Source organism: Vibrio sp. 10N.286.52.C3, assembly GCF_041468865.1.
Lineage (GTDB): Bacteria > Pseudomonadota > Gammaproteobacteria > Enterobacterales > Vibrionaceae > Vibrio > Vibrio crassostreae_C.
In genome coordinates, this window is record NZ_JBFRJM010000040.1 from 1 (window position 1) to 17068 (window position 17068).

The following is a 17068-nucleotide window of genomic DNA, read 5'->3' on the forward strand; positions in this document are numbered from 1 at the left end:
CCATGCTCGGCGCACAAAAAGAGGCCTTGTCGCTATGCGACAAGGCCTCCAAGAAGATGCTAAATGCTTAACTTACAAGCATTACGAACTATTCGCCCTTGCATTATTTGTTACTTTGGCGTTTAGAAGCTATACATCGCCATAAAACCAGCTCCAAACCAGCTTAATTCATCGACATTCTCATTACCCCAGCTACCCGAACCATATTCCAGGTTAAGGTTAAGCATTAGATTCTCTGTGATTTTGTAGTCAACATAAGCATTAATGACGTGATCATCGAAGGCTCTAGGGTAATTCATGTTGACATACACGAGGTTCATTGAAAGCATTTGATCATCGATGATCATGTTCTTCTGAGCATCAACTTTTATGGTTTGTTGACCAGTAGCCGTCGCACCAGGACCAACGCGATTTCCAGCGTACGAACGGTGATCTGTTTTGTCGAATCCACGCTCAGCCCCCCCCGCGAAGGCATAGGCCTTTTCGCCAGACATGCCAGCAAATTTAGAGTCTTGCTGCCAATCTTCATCTGAGTTAGCTGCGTAGCTCACACCAAATTTGTACCCGTTGACTCCGTAGTGGGCCTTGATGCCGGCAATAGAGATGTTCTCAGCTTCGTAGCCAGAACTTTCAATGTCAGCTTTGAGTACCCCTAGAGGGTTCACTATATCGTAGTTAGTGCCGAGCATTAATTTGCCTGGACCAATATCGATATTACCAAGGAACTCAATGTAACCGCGTTGTTTAATGTCCGCTTGTACGCCGTAGCCGGAAATCACTTGAAGATTATCGCCATCGTAGAAAGCACTTAGAGCGGTTACGCCACTTTTCTTTGTGACCTTGCCATTTTCGACATAGCCATAATCGATTGACTCATCATCCATTCGTTCAGCGCCAGATACAACGTGCGTTGCATTGAAACGAAAGTTATCAGGATTCCAATTGAACGTTGCGCCAGTACTGCGTCCGGGGGTCAGGCGATTATCGTAATCGAAGAGAAGCACACTCTCCCTCTTAGATATGGTGCGGTTACCCACTTGGAGAGACATGTCGTTAGGTAGAAAAAAGGTACCGTAGGCTGTGTAACCACCATAACTTTGTGCTTTGCCATTTTTGATTTTTACATACTTGTCACCAAAGTTGCTGTAACCAACTGGAACCGCGCCGGCAATACCAATGTTTAGCTGAAAGATATCTTTCCATAAGCCAGATTGTAAGTTGACGCGAGCGGAAGCCGCTTGTTCGTGGAAGAGGTCGTCGTATACTTCAGGTGCTTTTGGGTCAAAGAAAACACTAGGCATTTGATAGCTGCCACCGCCTGCACGTAATTGCCCGTTAGCTTTCAAATCATCGAAAAAATCGCTTGCGAATGCGGGGGCGGTTATTGCACCGAGCATTAACGTTGTAATCAAATTGATACGAACAGTTTTACCGTTCATTATGAACTCCTTTGGTATTTATGTCGCCTTCAATCTAAGCATTGCCATGCCAATGTCTATGTTGGCACACCAAAATAGTGATATGCGTTTATTTTTTGTCATTTAATAGTGATTAACTTCACTGTTTAGCCATGTTTAGTGGGGATAATTCGGGGAAAAAGATTATCTTAGGTATACCAAATTAGAAGTGACTATCCAAAATGAAGAAAATACCGTTTAGTTTGATGGGTAAGGTGACTGGTTCAACTTGCAATATTGACTGCACGTACTGCTATTACCTGAATAAGAAAGACACTGACTCTCGCCAAATCACCTTAAGTGATGAAGTGCTTGAAGCGTACATTCGCTCATACATTGACTCTCAAGGGAGAGAGGTCGAGTTTGTCTGGCATGGTGGAGAGCCATTACTGGCGGGTTTGGCTTATTTCGAGAAGATCATCGCTTTACAGAATAAGCACAACGGTGAAGGAAAGCTCATTTATAACTCTCTACAGACCAATGGGGTGTTACTCAATGACAAGTGGTGTGAATTCTTTAGCAACCATAATTTCTTAATTGGTATATCAATTGACGGCCCCGAATCAATCCACGACTTCTACCGCAAGAATAGAACGCAAAAAGGAACGCTCAACAAAGCTCTATCAGGTTTAGCGTTACTCAAAAAGCATCGAGTTGAATTCAATACCTTAACGGTAGTGACCCAGCATAGTGCGGATAAAGGTGTTTTGGTTTATGACTATTTGAAATCCCTCGGTGTTGAGCATATGCAATTCATCCCAGCGGTTGACCGTTTTGATGGGAACAATAGTAAGGTCATTTTTACCGATTCTAATGACATTGCTTACTATGATTGGTCGCTAAAAACGGGCCAGTTAAGTGAGTTCTTGATAGATGTGTTCGGCGCGTGGATCAAGCAGGATGTTGGCAAAGTATACGTTAAGCAGTTCGATAGTTTATTGGCTAGTCACTATGGATTGCCTGCAGAAATTTGCTTTCACCGTGAGAGTTGTGGGAATGCCATGGTCATGGAGAAGAATGGTGACATTTTTAGTTGCGATCACTATGTAGAAGATGATTACCGAATAGGGAACGTGCTTGAGGGTGATTACATCAAAATGTTGTCCTCTGATGCACACAGCGAGTTCTCTGACTTAAAGGGAGATTTATCCCAAGATTGTCGGTCTTGCGACTACCTATCTCTGTGTTATGGCGATTGCCCTCGATATAGATATATACCTCTTGATTCTGGTGAGAAAATGAGCTTTTTCTGCTCAGATCACAAAGCATTTTTCAAATATACAAAACCATATATGGAATATATGGTTGAACAACTACAAAACGGACTTCCACCTTCTGAAATTATGAATATTAATCTATAGGTAAAAAAACATGAATATGAAAGTGTCCCTGACAAGTTTGGCTGTGGGTTTAGCCCTTGCTGTAAATCCGGCTGTCGCTCAAGAGAAGTCGGCGAGCAAAAAGAGTGAAAAGCCTAATGTGATTTTTTTCTATGCAGATGATATGGGTTACGAGATTGGGGCGTTTGGCCATCCAACTATCGAAACTCCCAATATAGATAAGTTGGCGCTAGACGGACAACGTTGGACCAGTTTCTATGTGACATCCCCAGTATCTTCGCCAAGCCGCGGTAGTCTATTAACCGGTCGCCACCAAGTTAGAACTGGTCTATATGGTGAGAAATCAGCGGTCGTTATCGAAGAAGATCCGACGACTCAGATACCGGATAATGAGTTGACATTAGCTAAGTTAATGAAGCAACAAGGTTACGCAACAGCAGCAGTTGGTAAGTGGCATTTAGGGGGCGTAGAAGCTGCCTACCCAACTCGCCATGGTTTCGACTATTGGTACGGTATGCCTCAGTCGAACGATAACTACAAGACCTTTACTCTGTCTATGAAAGAAACGGTAGAAGCTATGAGTCGTGGCGATATGGCTGCGATTAAAGAACGTCAAGAGAAGGTGTTTGAGTCATACCTGGATCCACAACCGCATAACTGGAACATTCCGACGATTAGAAGTGAGAAGGTCAACGGAGAATACGTTGATGAACTAGTAGCGCAGCCAACTGACCAAGACTATCTAACCCATAACTTGACGCTTGAAGGTCAGAAGTTTATTGAGGAAAACAAAGACAATCCGTTTTTCTTATACCTAGCTTATGATAAGCCGCACTTACCACACTTTCATCATCCAGACTTTAAGGGTAAGTCGCCAATGGGGCCTCTAGGTGATGTTATGGCTGAGATGGATGCGAGTGTCGGTAAGATACTTGACACACTTGAGGAAAACGGCCTTCGAGACGACACATTGATTGTGCTTACTTCAGACAATGGCCCTTGGATGGTTTATGAGGTGCTGCAAGGGACGGGAGGTTTCCTTCAGAACGGTAAACAGAGTACTTATGAGGGCGGTGTTCGAGTTCCTGCAATATTCAACTGGCCAGGCAAAATCGAACCGGCGCGTGTGACGGGTATGGGTTCGACGCTCGATATCTTGCCAACCCTAGCAGCTTTAACCAATCAAGAGCTTCCAAAGGATATGGTCTTCGACGGTTATGATCTGTCGCCAACTTTGTTAGAGGGCGAGCCAACAGAACGTGTGGACATGCCTTACTACTGGGCGGGTGAAATGTTCGCTTATCGTTACGGAGACTATAAGATTCACTTTAACCTATTTGACGTGTTGAATCATGGATTTAAGAAGGTGAACTATGACAAGCCTGAGCTCTATAATTTGATGGCAGATCCGGGTGAACGCTTCGATATTGCCGCAGATAACCCTGAGATAGTTGAAGAGCTTACAAAGCGTGCTAAGGCATATGATAAGAACCTTGACCGCGCGGCGCCAATCTTCGATCAGGGTTTCCATGATGCAATGAAAAAAGACGCCAATGAGTGATTGATGTTCGTTAGTGTTGGGTAATAAAAGGTCTCCATTGGAGACCTTTTATTTTTGGTGTTCCAATTTTTCGTTTTGAGGTCTAAGCGATATAGATCACAGAAATGACCTGTAGGGGTCGTTATTTCCTGTTTCGGTTGAGTTTGCTATGACGTAGTTCACAGATAAATTGAGCGTTTATTCATATATTGGTGTTCCAAAATCATTGAATATGCTTGATTGGTATGTAGATGATTAAGGTTTTCTGATTGATGATATACCAAAACGAGAATTATAAACTTATGACTGCATTTCTATATCCTAAAGACACCTCTACACGCCGTGCAATTAATCTGGATGGTATCTGGAAATTTAAAGTGGATACTCATAATGAAGGGAGAGCCCAAGGCTGGCATCTTGGTTTGGTGGATACTATCGAGATGGCGGTACCGGCTAGCTACAATGATATTTTTACTGAAAAAGCAGTTCGCGACCATTGTGGCGATGTATGGTACCAGACTTCGTTCTTTGTGCCGGAAAACTGGGATGGCTCAGACATTCAGGTGCGTTTCGGCTCAGCAACTCATTCTGCAATCGCATACGTCAATGGCGTAGAGATAACTCGCCACCAAGGCGGTTATATGCCATTTACTGGAAACATTAACGATGTTGTTAAGTTCGGTGAAGCAAATACGTTGGTTGTTGTCGTCAATAACGAATTGTCACTTTCTACAATTCCTGCCGGTGGCGTGGCCACTTATGAAGATGGTGTAAGAGAGGTTAAACCTTACTTTGATTTCTTCAACTACTCGGGGCTTCATCGTTCGGTAAAACTACTTTCACTACCGAAAGAGCGTGTCACCGACATTACAACGATTACTGATTTTGAAGGCACAACTGGCTACATCGATTATGAGATTAATGCCTCATTGAGTAATGGCTCGACAGTGCTAGTTACTGTGACTGATGAAGAAGGCGCTCTGGTAGGTACTTCAGAGGGTGCGATGGGTCGCGTAAGCATTGAAAACGTCACGCTTTGGAAGCCAGGTAAGGGGTATCTATACACTTTACAAGTAACCATCAAAAATGAAGGCGTTCTGATTGACCAGTATCCGCTAGAAGTGGGTGTTCGAACGGTGAAGGTAGAAGGTACCAAGTTTCTTATTAATGGCGAACCTTTCTACTTTAAAGGTTTTGGTAAGCATGAGGATTCGGCGATTCATGGTCGCGGATATGATGCAGCACTGAACTTGCGAGATATGGAACTGCTGGATTGGATTAATGCCAATTCAATTCGAACCTCTCACTACCCGTATGCAGAAGAGTTTATGCAGTTAGCTGACCGTCGTGGTTTGGTTGTGATCAATGAGACGGCGGCAGTGGGTCAGTTCGATATGATGCGTTCATCAGGGGCGTTTGGCATTGCCGCTGCGGGTCAGGGTGCTGGTGGAAATGAAGCGGTCCCATTTTTTGAAGAGCCAGAAGTGGCGGGTGCAGGTAAAGAGGCGCACAAGCATGCTATCGAGGAGTTGATGGCTCGTGATAAGAATTACGCGTGTGTAGTTATGTGGTCTTTATCTAATGAGCCAGATACCTCTCAAGAAGCATCAGACGCATACTTCAAGGATATTTTTGAGTTTGCGCGACAAAATGATCCACAAAATCGCCCGATGACATTCATTAACTTCATGATGTCCCCGTACGGAAAGTGTAGGGTGCATCAGTATGCCGATGTTGTCTGCCTGAACCGCTACTATGGCTGGTATGTAATGGGTGGTTTAGAAATGCGAGACGCAGGTAAAGCGTTTGCGAAAGAGTTGGCCGGTTGGGCAACTGAAGGTAAGCCGATCGTTATTACTGAGTACGGTGCTGATACTATGGCGGGTGTGCACAAACTGCCGTCGGTTCAGTGGTCAGAAGAGTATCAAGTTGAATACTTGGAGCAACAGCATCAAGCATTTGATAGCTGCGATGCGTTGGTTGGTGAGCAGATGTGGAACTTTGCCGATTTCCAAACGTGGGAAGGCATTATCCGTGTGGATGGTAATAAAAAAGGTGCCTTTACAAGAGATCGTCAACCTAAGATGTCGGCTCACAGCCTAAAGACTCGATGGGCTGGTATTCCAGACTTTAATCACAAGTAATTAATAGATGGCTGGCACTAACGCCGGCCATTTTTTTATTCCGACATGACTAATCACGGCGAATAGAGATCGTGAATGTCCTTTTCTAGCGTGAGACTATTAGGTTAAATATGAAAACACTTACGATGAGCAATAGATTGGGTTATGCCATGGGTGATGTAGCGAACTCACTCTCTTTTGGCATGGCCTCCATGTTTCTACTCGCCTATTACACCGATGTATTGGGTATATCGGCCGCTGCCGCGGGAACATTGTTCCTAGTGGCCCGTTTGTGGGATGCTATAAATGATCCCATTATGGGGACGCTCTGTGACAGGCTGTTTAGTACATCAAAGGGGGAGAAGTTCAGGCCTTTTCTTCTTAAGGGGAGCTGGCCTGTAATTGTGGCGGCTATTCTAGTTTTTTGGGTGCCAGAGGGTTTGAGTGATACACAAAAATTGGTATGGGCGTATGTCACTTACATTGTGTATGGCATGGCTTATACGTTTATCAATATACCTTATGGTTCCCTTGCAACAGTTATGACCAAAGATCCCGAAGAGCGAGCGTCATTGTCGGGTGCTCGCGCGATGGGGGGCACGATTGGGATGGTAAGTTGCAACATCATCGTACCGATGATGCTATCTGTTTACTCTGATGATCTGGCTAAGGCGTATTTATATAGTATCTCTGGTTTAGGCGTAGTTGCTTTTATTGGTTACCTTATTTCTTATCGAACAACAGCTGAGCACATAAAGCATGAACCAAGTCCTGAAACGGCGAAAGTAAGCTTTAAAGACACAATAAAAACGCTGGCTAAAAATAAACCTTTTATTTGTGTAAGTCTTGTTTCGACGTTGATGTTGACAGCGATGTTCTGTCAGGGAAGCATGCTGTATTACTACCTATCGGTTAATTTAGATAATGCTCTTTGGATTATTAGCTTCTCGGCCATTATGCAGGTGGCGGCGACGATTATGATTGCTCCAAGCGCAGGTAAATTGTGCGGCCGCTTTGGGACTAAGAAGTTAATGCTAATAGGCTTTGGTGGTACTTCAATTATAGCTACTTTAGCATTCTTCCTTCCAACGGGTGTATATGGAACGCTTTTCTTTTACGTGTTGGGCACGCCATGCTTGATGTTGCCGAATATACTTATCTGGGCAAACGTGGCCGACTGTATAGATCATAACTATGAGCTCTCCGGCCAGCGTCAAGAGGGTATTATCTACTCAAGCTATTCATTTATGAGGAAACTAGGGCAAGCGCTTGCGGGTTTTATCGCAGGTGTTGGCTTAAGTCTCGTTGGCTATGAGGCGTCTTTAGAAGTGCAAGCAGACGGCACGATGCTTGGGATCAAGATGTTCTTATTTTTACTTCCAGCCGTTGCAATGGGGGTAAGTTTCTTCATCTACCGTTTGATGTGGACTCTGGGTTCACCTTGTGCAGAACCAGGATCGAATGTGCAAGTGACGGAGTAGCCTTTAAAAATATACTAGGGGTGAAGACGTTGAAAAGGAGAACCTAGAGTTCTCCTTTTTTTGGTTTTCCAGCGAAACTGGCAAACCCCTTAGGTTGAAAGAAGCCTAAATCACCCTGATTGAGGGGAAGATAGTCCGAATCGCAAGGGCGTTGTTGGCCAACGTGATAGGCCAATTCTTTTATCTTTATATGATAGAAGACATTTTTAGCCGTAAGGTTGTGGGTTGGGAAGTGTATGAAAGCGAAGCTACTGCGAAAGCAAGTGCCTCACGATGAGTCAATACACAGTACCCTACTTAGAACATTGTTTGCGCATGATCCAAATGTAAAGCCTATTGGAGTGATAGGTAATTCAGGCCGCACGGCTAGCGCATTTTAATCCCTGACTCCAGAAGGGCTGAGCGATAATCATCATCTAGCCCTGCCATTTTCTTTTTCCTTGCCATACTAGCTGACTTAGTCGTGTCTTGTTTGAACAGTGCCATGGCGATTTTACGCATCACATTAAATACAAGTGGACCTTGTTGCTTTCGGATCCGCGATTCGTCCTCTCTAAAGGTCATATCTAGCATCCAATGCATGCTTTCAACTTGCCAATGGCTGCGCACCGCATTGAGTGCTTGCTCTGCATTTAGGTTTAATGAGCTTATATACCAGCGAGTTTCTGCTGTCTCTGTTCCTGCCGACTTATCATAAACATGTGCGGTTACTTTGATAATACTATTTAAGCCAGACCACCGAAACTTCTTATCTAACCAGCTATTATCAATCAATAATTGTTGGCAATCTCTCCTCTCGATTCGGCCATGTCCAGAGCCTACTTCAATATGCCTATCACTATTTTTATCGCTTAACCCTTCTCGTTCACACTTGTGCCACCACGCCTCTAACTCTCCTTGCATTCCGGAGTGATTGCCTTTGAGGGCAAGGATTTAATCTGCTTTTTGCTTAATGATTTGTTTTGCAATTTCTTTCTGACAGCCCATAGCATCAAGCGTGACAATGCTATTTTCAATATCTAGCATTGCCAGTAATTCCGGTATGGCCGTAATTTCATTCGTTTTACTATCAACAGCAGTTTGTCCAAGCACTAATTGGTGCTGGCAACTCCAAGCGCTAACGGTATGAAGAGCCGTTTTCCTATCTTTCGTGGTAAAAGAGCGTCGTGCAGTCTTGCCATTTATAGCGATGATATCTGCTCCAGTGACTTTAACCAGTGATGATATCCAAGATTGGAATGCATTTTCTATTTCATCGGGTTTTAAGCGACAGATGACTCGAGCGATCGTGTCATGTCGAGGTATGCCAGCGCTGAAGTCGCCATACTTTTTTAACCAATCAAGCTTTAGATGCCCAAAGTCTTCAATATCTTCCCAGCCTTCAGCCCCAGAAAGCACGGCACTAATAGCCAGAAGAAGAATGTCAAGAAGTTGGTGTTTTTTGCGTCGTTCGATACGAGGGTCAGTGATGGCATTGAAGTGATTCTAAAAAGTAGCGCTCATAGTTAATACATGCCCTGATCTGATCGCTACTTTCCTCAATAGTTCAATTTATAATGATCTTGCCGTGCTCTTTATGGACTCTCGTAGGGGGAAGTTTGATTATTTTGGGTGTTTTTATTAATGCTATTGGTTCGAAGACAATTGAGTTCAATAAATGAGTTAGATCTTTCAATGTGGTGGCATAGTGAATTTAGCCACTCAATTAGAAGTTTTGCAATATCTGAAGTAATCCTTTAAATGCTAATTATGCAAAATCAATGACTTACAACTATCCAAATCCTTCATTAGATGGATTTGGACAGTTGTATGATCACCAAGGGATTCTGTCGTATCGTAATTCGAGTGATCAGATTTTGTGGCTGTGGTTGACTCATAATTAAGTATCTAGAGAGAAGGCGTCTTATTACTCGCTCTAAAAGTTTCAAACTTTATTGTCACAATTCTGTTGTTCAGAAGGTGGCTACGTTAATATAGTTTCAAACTCTATTTTCACTTTTTCTATCTAGCGCTACGTAGTGTTAACCCCTACACGGGAGAAAAGTTTCGATCTTTAATGTCCGTCGACATATGCCCCTGATCACAACCTAGACGAGGATTCGTGGTTTAAATCGATAACTTTAGTCAGCAGCCATACTGTCTTGATATTCTTATAGCCGATTTTGATTCAAAAGATTATGACGATCTTCCAAAAGCTAAGTTCAAAGACATTGCTCAGCTTTATGCGGTTCAAGGCGATAATTTTTATTGTTCAAAAAATAACGCCTTCCCTTTTTGTCACCAAAAAGATGATTGCATTCGGCGAAGCTGCGGAGCTTGAAAGTACTGAAAAGCGTTTGGTAGTTAATCAAGTGGCTGATGCTGTCTACTACAAAGCGCAGGATAAGTTAATATTTAAGAGCCTAGCGACAATATCTAGTATTTTTAAAGGTATTGATGAGCTCTACAAAGAAGCCACAAAAGAAGAGGTTGAAAAATTTTTAGAAGAGGACTTTATCGAACTTTCTGATGGCTATGATACGTCTAAAGTATCGAAGCCTAATCGTAAACGTATCGCATTGGCAATGGATACACTGGCGGCATTACCAGTGGAAGAACGAGATCAAATGTACTCGTATATTCATAGTTACTGTGGGCAAAAGCTAACGTTCGATAAAGAAAACAGTAAGTTTGAAATCAACTCAGACGATGAGCTGAAATATTTGCTCTACGGTATTGAACAGCGTTTTTACACTACACCGTTAGGGCGTGAAAAACGCTTGGCTAATTCAGTCCAACCAATGTAATACACTAGTTGAATAGTTATGCGTTGTTATTTGATGTTATCGGGTTCTTAGCAAAGCTCATGACATCTCCCGAATGTGGTTCAAAAACGTGGGTATAACCATTGTTGAATTGCTAATTTGGTTTTTACATCAGTGCGCTTTATTGAGAACTTACAGCGCTGCAAGTTAAATTTGAAGGATAAAATGCAGAATTGATAAATTGTATTTTGACAACTTTTGTACTGTGTTAGGAATACTGCCGAAGTAACTCTAGGTGGCGTGGACACCAATCACCTATCTTCAAAAACCATGGAATGTAAGAGCGTGTCTGGCCTCTATTTCATTGGTGAAGTGATGGACGTAACCGGTTGGTTAGGCGGCTATAATTTCCAATGGTGTTGGAGTTCTGGCTTTGCAGCAGGTCAGTGGGTTTAAGCTTACCCATTAGATTTTAAATGACATAAAAATGGCGAGTCATACGACTCGCCATTTTTGTATTCAAAGCTTGTTATCGTTGATAATTCGGGAAGTCGCGTAGTGCGATAATCCTAATCTTTCTGGGCATTAACTTTCAGGGCTGAGGTTGTTTTTCTTCTTTCCCCATTTGATCTGCTGGATAACAAGGCCGGCAATGATCAGTACCAAGCCAAACAGGGTCGCTGGGTGAATCTCTTCGCCGATAATAGTGGAAAGTAGCATCAACGAGATAAATGGCGAGGCAAAAATCAGATTGCTGATACGCGCTGTGTTGTTGGTCAGCTTCAGTGCTGATAGCCATAAGACAAAGGTAATGCCCATCTCAAACAGGCCTACGTAAGTCACAGCCATCCAACCTTTTGCTGTGATTTGGCTAAAGCTCTCGCCTTCGTAAATGGTTAAACCGATCGCGAAGGGCAATGCCACTAAGAAACCAAGCAATACGCCAATCACAGGGTCAGCCTTGTTTTTGGTGTTTAGAATCCAGTATCCCGCCCAAAGCAAGGTTGAAAGTAGCGCCAGAGCCACACCAAGTGGACTATCGAACTGCATTCCTAGCACATCGCCTTTGGTGGCAATGACCACCACACCCGCATAACTGAAGGTACAAGCAATCCAATCTTGCTTACGAATCTTTTGCCCCAGAAAAACCGCCGCCATCAAGGTTAGCGTAATTGCCCAACTGTAGTTGATGGCCTGCGCTTGAGATGCTGGCAATAGGTCGTATGCTTTGAATAGAATCAGGTAGTAGGCCAGTGGATTGACCAAGCCGAGCAGTAGGTAATACCAAGGGTTTGAAAGGAACGTAGTACTCAGCTGAGAAAGCTTGCCTTGAAAGGCGCAGATGGCGATCAGTGCCATCGATGACACTATGCTGGCAATGGTCAGCATTTGAATCGGTGAAAACTCAGCAAGGGTCAGCTTAAAAGCAGTAGCAACTGTTGACCACAGTAATACCGCGGAAAGGCCAAAGCCCAAGGCACGACGTTCGTTCATAGCAACTCATTCTAATTTGATGGGACAGAATACGGAGCGCCTAGTCTATCTGTCGAAATTTAATACGGCAAACTGGACATTTATCCAGTATCAAAATACCATTTAATGAGTTACTTCCAATTAGGCTAAATCATTATCATGCAATGGATTATCGAACATCAAGCACCGCTTATTGCTGCTATTTCTGGCGCGCTCGTCAGCGGCGGTGTGGTGGGTTGGTGGATCAAACAGAAGTTCTCTTTTCAACAGCGACTTCTTGAACAGCAGCTAGAGTCCGACCGTTTGCTGCATGAGTCTCAACAATCCCAGCTCAAATCCTCGCTCGCAGAGGCGCAACAAGAGCTCAATGAACTGGATGACGACCGAGACAAAGCGGCATTCGAGCTCAAGCAAGCGCATGGCAAGGTGATGGCCGCGATGGAAAAGCTTCGCTACTTTGAAGCCGTGAAGCAAGAGCGCCAACAGTACGCCGATGATATCAATGTTCTTAAGGAGCATAAGTCTGAGTTGGAGGCTGAGCTTCGCGAGCAAGAGGCAAGACATGATCAAGAAAACCTCGCCAACAGTGAAAAGCTGCAACTGCTAGAACAAGCAGAATCTCGACTTAAGCAGCAGTTTGAACTGTTAGCGAATCAACTGTTTGAGAGCAAAACCGCTAAGGTCGATCAACAAAACAAGCAAAGCTTAGAGGGTTTGTTGTCGCCGCTGAAAGAGCAACTAGAAGGCTTCAAGAAACAAGTGAACGACAGCTTTAGCCAAGAAGCCAAAGAGCGTCACACCTTAGTACATGAGCTTAAAAACCTGCAACGTCTTAATGAGAGCATGACACGTGAAGCGGTTAATCTGACCCAAGCGCTAAAGGGCGATAATAAACAGCAGGGTAACTGGGGCGAGGTGGTACTGGCACGGGTGCTTGCTGAATCAGGACTGCGCGAAGGGCACGAATACCAAACGCAAGTGAACCTACAAAACGATGCGGGCAAGCGTTATCAACCGGATGTGATTGTGCATCTGCCACAAGATAAGCAAGTGGTGGTGGATTCGAAAATGGCGTTGGTTGCGTTTGAGCGCTACTTCAATGCCGAAACCGACCAGCAGCGTGATGCTGCATTGCGTGATCACTTGGTGTCGTTAAGAGCGCACATCAAAGGTTTGAGCCAGAAAGATTATCATCAGCTCAAAGGCATCCAAAGCTTGGATTACGTGTTGATGTTTATCCCGGTTGAGCCAGCATTCCAAGTCGCTATTCAAGCCGACCCTAGCTTGGTGAAAGACGCGATGGAGCAAAATATCATCTTGGTCAGCCCAACGACCTTGCTGGTGGCACTGCGTACCATTGATAACCTGTGGCGTAATGAAAGACAGAACCAGAACGCTCAAGTCATCGCAGAGCGTGCAAGTAAGCTTTACGACAAACTGCGCTTGTTTGTGGATGATATGGAAGGCCTTGGTAGCTCGTTAGATAGAGCCAACCAAAGCTATCAAGGTGCGATGAATAAGCTAGTAACAGGCCGTGGCAACGTGATTCGTCAGGCCGAAAGCTTCAAGCAATTGGGTGTTGAAGTGAAGAAACCGATCTCGATTGGTTTGGCTGAAATGGCGCAAAATGAGGCTTTTTCAGAAAATGCCTCCTTAGTAGAAAGACAACCTGCTGAGGATAAAGTAAACTAATCGGCCGCAGCGCCTCTAAACACAAAGAGCGCTGTCGATGAGAACTTACCATGGTAGATAACAGCATTATGGACACAAGCGTGCAGACAAATTCAGCAGTAGAGTCAGAAACCACACACTTTGGTTTCGAAACAGTCGCAAAAGACGAAAAAGTCGCGAAAGTAGCAGAGGTATTTCACTCTGTAGCCGCTAAATACGACATCATGAATGACTTAATGTCGGGTGGTGTTCACCGCTTGTGGAAGCGATTCACGATTGATTGCAGTGGCGTTCGCCCTGGTCAGCGTATCCTAGATCTTGGTGGTGGTACTGGCGACCTTACTGCGAAATTCTCGCGTATCGTTGGTGAAAAAGGCCACGTGGTTCTTGCTGATATCAACAACTCAATGCTGAATGTTGGCCGTGATAAGCTGCGTGATAGCGGCATTGTTGGCAACGTACACTACGTACAAGCGAACGCTGAAGAGTTGCCATTCCCAGATAACTACTTCGATTGCATTACCATCAGCTTCTGTCTGCGTAACGTAACCGATAAAGACCAAGCGCTGCGTTCTATGTACCGCGTACTTAAGCCGGGTGGCCGTCTGTTGGTTCTTGAGTTTTCTAAGCCAGTGCTTGAGCCACTATCAAAGGTTTACGACGCATACTCTTTCCACCTGTTGCCAAAAATGGGTGAGTTGATTGCTAACGATGCAGACAGCTACCGTTACCTTGCAGAATCTATTCGTATGCACCCAAATCAAGAGACTTTGGAAGGCATGATGCAAGAAGCGGGTTTCGAGAATACTAAATACTTCAACCTAACGGGCGGCATTGTTGCGCTGCACCGCGGTTACAAGTTCTAGTCGAACTTGGTAGCAGGCTCTTAGGGCGTGCTAAACAATAAGAATAAAGACAGAACGGATAGGTTAAGGCTTATCCGTTTTCAAAGGTAAGGACAGTCATGCCATTTGATCCATTGGTAACCGCGGTTATTGAAACCTCTTTAAATACTTTCGTGAACGATGATCCAGCCTTGGTTCGTCGTTTGTCTCGTTTAAAGGGGCAGATCATTCAAGTTAATTTGAAAGAGTTGAATAAAACGCTCACTTTCGTTTTCAGCCAACAAATCGATGTGTTGTCGGAATACGAAGGGCAGCCTGACTGCTACCTATCTTTGAACCTATCGGTGTTACCTGAACTGCGTGAGCAATCGAACATCACCAAGCTGATCAAGCAAGATAAGCTGATCTTAGAAGGTGATATTCAACTGGCTCAGAAATTCGCTCAACTGATGACAGACTGCAAGCCTGATTTGGAAGAGTGGTTATCGCGCGTAACGGGTGATGTGGTTGCGCATACCTTGGTGCAAGGCGTTAAAAACGTCGGTGGCTTTGTAGCAAAACAGGCAACTAAGCATCAAAATCATGTTGCTCAAGTTCTGACTGAAGAGTGGAAGATCGCACCTGCACCGTTAGAAGTCGCGCATTTTTGCGACCAAGTTGATGACGTAAAAAGCTCTGCTGCTCGTCTTGAAGCTAAGTTGAACGCTCTGTTGGAGAAAGCATGACCCCAGCAGAACTGAAACGTCTTTATCATATTATCAAGGTACAGTTGGAATACGGCCTTGATGAGTTGATGCCGGAACACCAACTGACTAAAGCCCCTTTGTTGGCGCGAAAGTCACTGTTTTGGCTCAAGAACAAGCATCAAGATAAAGAGTTGGGTCATCGCTTGCGCCTTGCGCTGCAAGAACTTGGTCCAGTGTGGATCAAGTTTGGACAGATGATGTCGACACGTCGTGATCTGTTCCCTCCTCATATCGCCGATCAGTTGGCGTTGTTGCAAGACCAAGTTGCGCCGTTTGATGGTCAATTGGCGAAGCAAGATATGGAAAAGGCGTTGGGTGGCAGTTTAGACAACTGGTTTACCGACTTTGATATCGAGCCACTGGCTTCTGCTTCTATTGCTCAGGTGCATACCGCAAAGCTTAAAGAGAGCGGTCGCGAGATTGTTCTGAAGGTCATTCGACCTGATATTCGCCCGGTGATTGACGCAGATCTAAAACTGATGCACCGAATGGCGCGTATAGTCGCTAAGTCGCTTCCTGAAGCACGTCGTTTGAAACCGGTTGAAGTGGTTCACGAGTACGAGAAAACGTTACTTGATGAACTCGACCTGCGCCGTGAGGCGGCCAATGCCATTCAACTGCGACGTAATTTTGAAGGCAGTGAAGAGCTGTATGTTCCAGAGGTTATCCCTGATCTAAGCAGCGAAACCCTGATGGTGTCAGAGCGAATCTATGGTATTCAAGTCTCCGATATTGAGACGCTAGAAGCCAACGGCACCAACATGAAATTGCTCGCGGAACGCGGTGTGACGGTATTCTTCACCCAAGTATTCCGAGATAGCTTTTTCCATGCAGACATGCACCCGGGCAACGTATTTGTTAACCCAGAGAATCCAGATAACCCTCAGTGGATTGGTTTGGATTGTGGCATTGTTGGTACGCTCAATAGCGAAGATAAGCGCTATTTAGCAGAGAACTTGTTGGCTTTCTTCAATCGAGATTACCGTAAAGTTGCTGAGCTACACGTTGATTCGGGGTGGGTGCCACACGACACTAACGTCAATGATTTTGAGTTCGCGATCCGTATGGTGTGTGAGCCAATCTTTGCAAAACCACTTGGCGAGATCTCATTTGGCCATGTGTTGCTAAACTTATTTAATACAGCAAGACGTTTCAACATGGAGGTTCAACCTCAGTTGGTGCTTCTGCAAAAGACCTTGTTGTATGTCGAAGGCCTAGGCCGTCAGCTGTATCCGCAACTTGATTTGTGGGCAACGGCGAAGCCTTTCCTTGAAACCTGGATGATGAATCAGGTGGGGCCGCAAGCTGTGATCAACGCAGTAAAAGAGCGTGCGCCATTCTGGGCAGAAAAACTGCCAGAGCTGCCAGAGCTACTTTATGACAGCTTGCGCCAAGGTAAAGCGATGAACCACAGAATGGATCAGCTTTATCAAGGTTACCGAGATAGTAAGCGTCAGCAAGCAACTGGAAAGTTTTTGTTTGGCGTTGGAGCCACTTTAGTCGTATGCTCCGCAATATTAGTTTCAAGCCCTTATGAGCAGCTATCTATGGGCTGTGGCATCGCAGGTGTCACATTTTGGTTGCTTAGTTGGCGAGCTTACCGTCGTTAGACAGTAGACTCTCTTAATATTTTTATGTGTAGACAGAC

At 44.6% G+C, this 17068-nt stretch carries 10 protein-coding genes and 3 pseudogenes; 10 read left to right on the forward strand and 3 right to left on the reverse strand.

Going from position 1 to position 17068, the window contains the following annotated elements:
• Positions 1 to 122 precede the first annotated feature (122 nt).
• Complete coding sequence (locus AB4138_RS15105) at positions 123 to 1439, reverse strand: hypothetical protein (protein ID WP_372306615.1); 1317 nt, start codon at positions 1437 to 1439, stop codon at positions 123 to 125.
• A 200-nt stretch (positions 1440 to 1639) separates the two neighbouring features.
• Between AB4138_RS15105 and AB4138_RS15110 the strand changes: the two genes are divergently transcribed.
• The 4 genes from AB4138_RS15110 (at position 1640) to AB4138_RS15125 (ending at position 7941) form a co-directional block, all read left to right on the forward strand.
• Positions 1640 to 2818, forward strand: a complete 1179-nt coding sequence (locus AB4138_RS15110; RefSeq protein ID WP_372148174.1) for an anaerobic sulfatase maturase — start codon at positions 1640 to 1642, stop codon at positions 2816 to 2818.
• A 10-nt stretch (positions 2819 to 2828) separates the two neighbouring features.
• Positions 2829 to 4358: a sulfatase gene (locus AB4138_RS15115; protein WP_372148175.1), complete on the forward strand. Its 1530-nt coding sequence runs from the start codon at positions 2829 to 2831 to the stop codon at positions 4356 to 4358.
• A 281-nt stretch (positions 4359 to 4639) separates the two neighbouring features.
• A complete protein-coding gene (gene uidA / locus AB4138_RS15120) occupies positions 4640 to 6481 on the forward strand; it encodes a beta-glucuronidase (protein ID WP_372148176.1) in 1842 nt (613 codons plus the stop codon).
• A gap of 110 nt (positions 6482 to 6591) precedes the next feature.
• On the forward strand, positions 6592 to 7941 hold the full coding sequence (locus AB4138_RS15125) for an MFS transporter (RefSeq protein WP_372306618.1): 1350 nt from the start codon (positions 6592 to 6594) through the stop codon (positions 7939 to 7941).
• 366 nt (positions 7942 to 8307) lie between these two features.
• On the opposite strand, the pseudogene AB4138_RS15130 reads toward AB4138_RS15125, so the two are convergent.
• A pseudogene (locus AB4138_RS15130) lies at positions 8308 to 9423 on the reverse strand (ISAs1 family transposase); the annotation flags it as partial.
• Between the two features lie 587 nt (positions 9424 to 10010).
• Here AB4138_RS15130 and AB4138_RS15135 point away from each other — a divergent pair.
• Both AB4138_RS15135 and AB4138_RS15140 read left to right on the forward strand, forming a co-directional pair.
• Positions 10011 to 10727 (forward strand): annotated as a pseudogene (locus tag AB4138_RS15135) (ATP F0F1 synthase synthase); the annotation flags it as partial.
• Positions 10728 to 10961: 234 nt separating this feature from the next.
• A pseudogene (locus AB4138_RS15140) lies at positions 10962 to 11141 on the forward strand (NAD(P)/FAD-dependent oxidoreductase); the annotation flags it as partial.
• Positions 11142 to 11270: 129 nt separating this feature from the next.
• Here AB4138_RS15140 and AB4138_RS15145 read toward each other — a convergent pair.
• On the reverse strand, positions 11271 to 12179 hold the full coding sequence (locus tag AB4138_RS15145) for a DMT family transporter (protein WP_371706226.1): 909 nt from the start codon (positions 12177 to 12179) through the stop codon (positions 11271 to 11273).
• 138 nt (positions 12180 to 12317) lie between these two features.
• On the opposite strand from AB4138_RS15145, the gene rmuC reads away from it, so the two are divergent.
• The 4 genes from rmuC (at position 12318) to ubiB (ending at position 17030) form a co-directional block, all read left to right on the forward strand.
• Positions 12318 to 13850 carry a DNA recombination protein RmuC gene (gene rmuC / locus AB4138_RS15150; protein WP_372306621.1) on the forward strand — a complete coding sequence of 511 codons (1533 nt, stop codon included), beginning with the start codon at positions 12318 to 12320 and terminating at the stop codon, positions 13848 to 13850.
• 65 nt (positions 13851 to 13915) lie between these two features.
• Positions 13916 to 14695: a bifunctional demethylmenaquinone methyltransferase/2-methoxy-6-polyprenyl-1,4-benzoquinol methylase UbiE gene (gene ubiE, locus AB4138_RS15155; RefSeq protein ID WP_026012235.1), complete on the forward strand. Its 780-nt coding sequence runs from the start codon at positions 13916 to 13918 to the stop codon at positions 14693 to 14695.
• Positions 14696 to 14793: 98 nt separating this feature from the next.
• Positions 14794 to 15399: an SCP2 domain-containing protein gene (locus AB4138_RS15160; RefSeq protein WP_017063051.1), complete on the forward strand. Its 606-nt coding sequence runs from the start codon at positions 14794 to 14796 to the stop codon at positions 15397 to 15399.
• On the forward strand, positions 15396 to 17030 hold the full coding sequence (gene ubiB, locus AB4138_RS15165) for a ubiquinone biosynthesis regulatory protein kinase UbiB (protein WP_017065813.1): 1635 nt from the start codon (positions 15396 to 15398) through the stop codon (positions 17028 to 17030). The genes AB4138_RS15160 and ubiB overlap by 4 nt, the downstream gene beginning before the upstream one ends.
• Positions 17031 to 17068 lie beyond the last annotated feature (38 nt).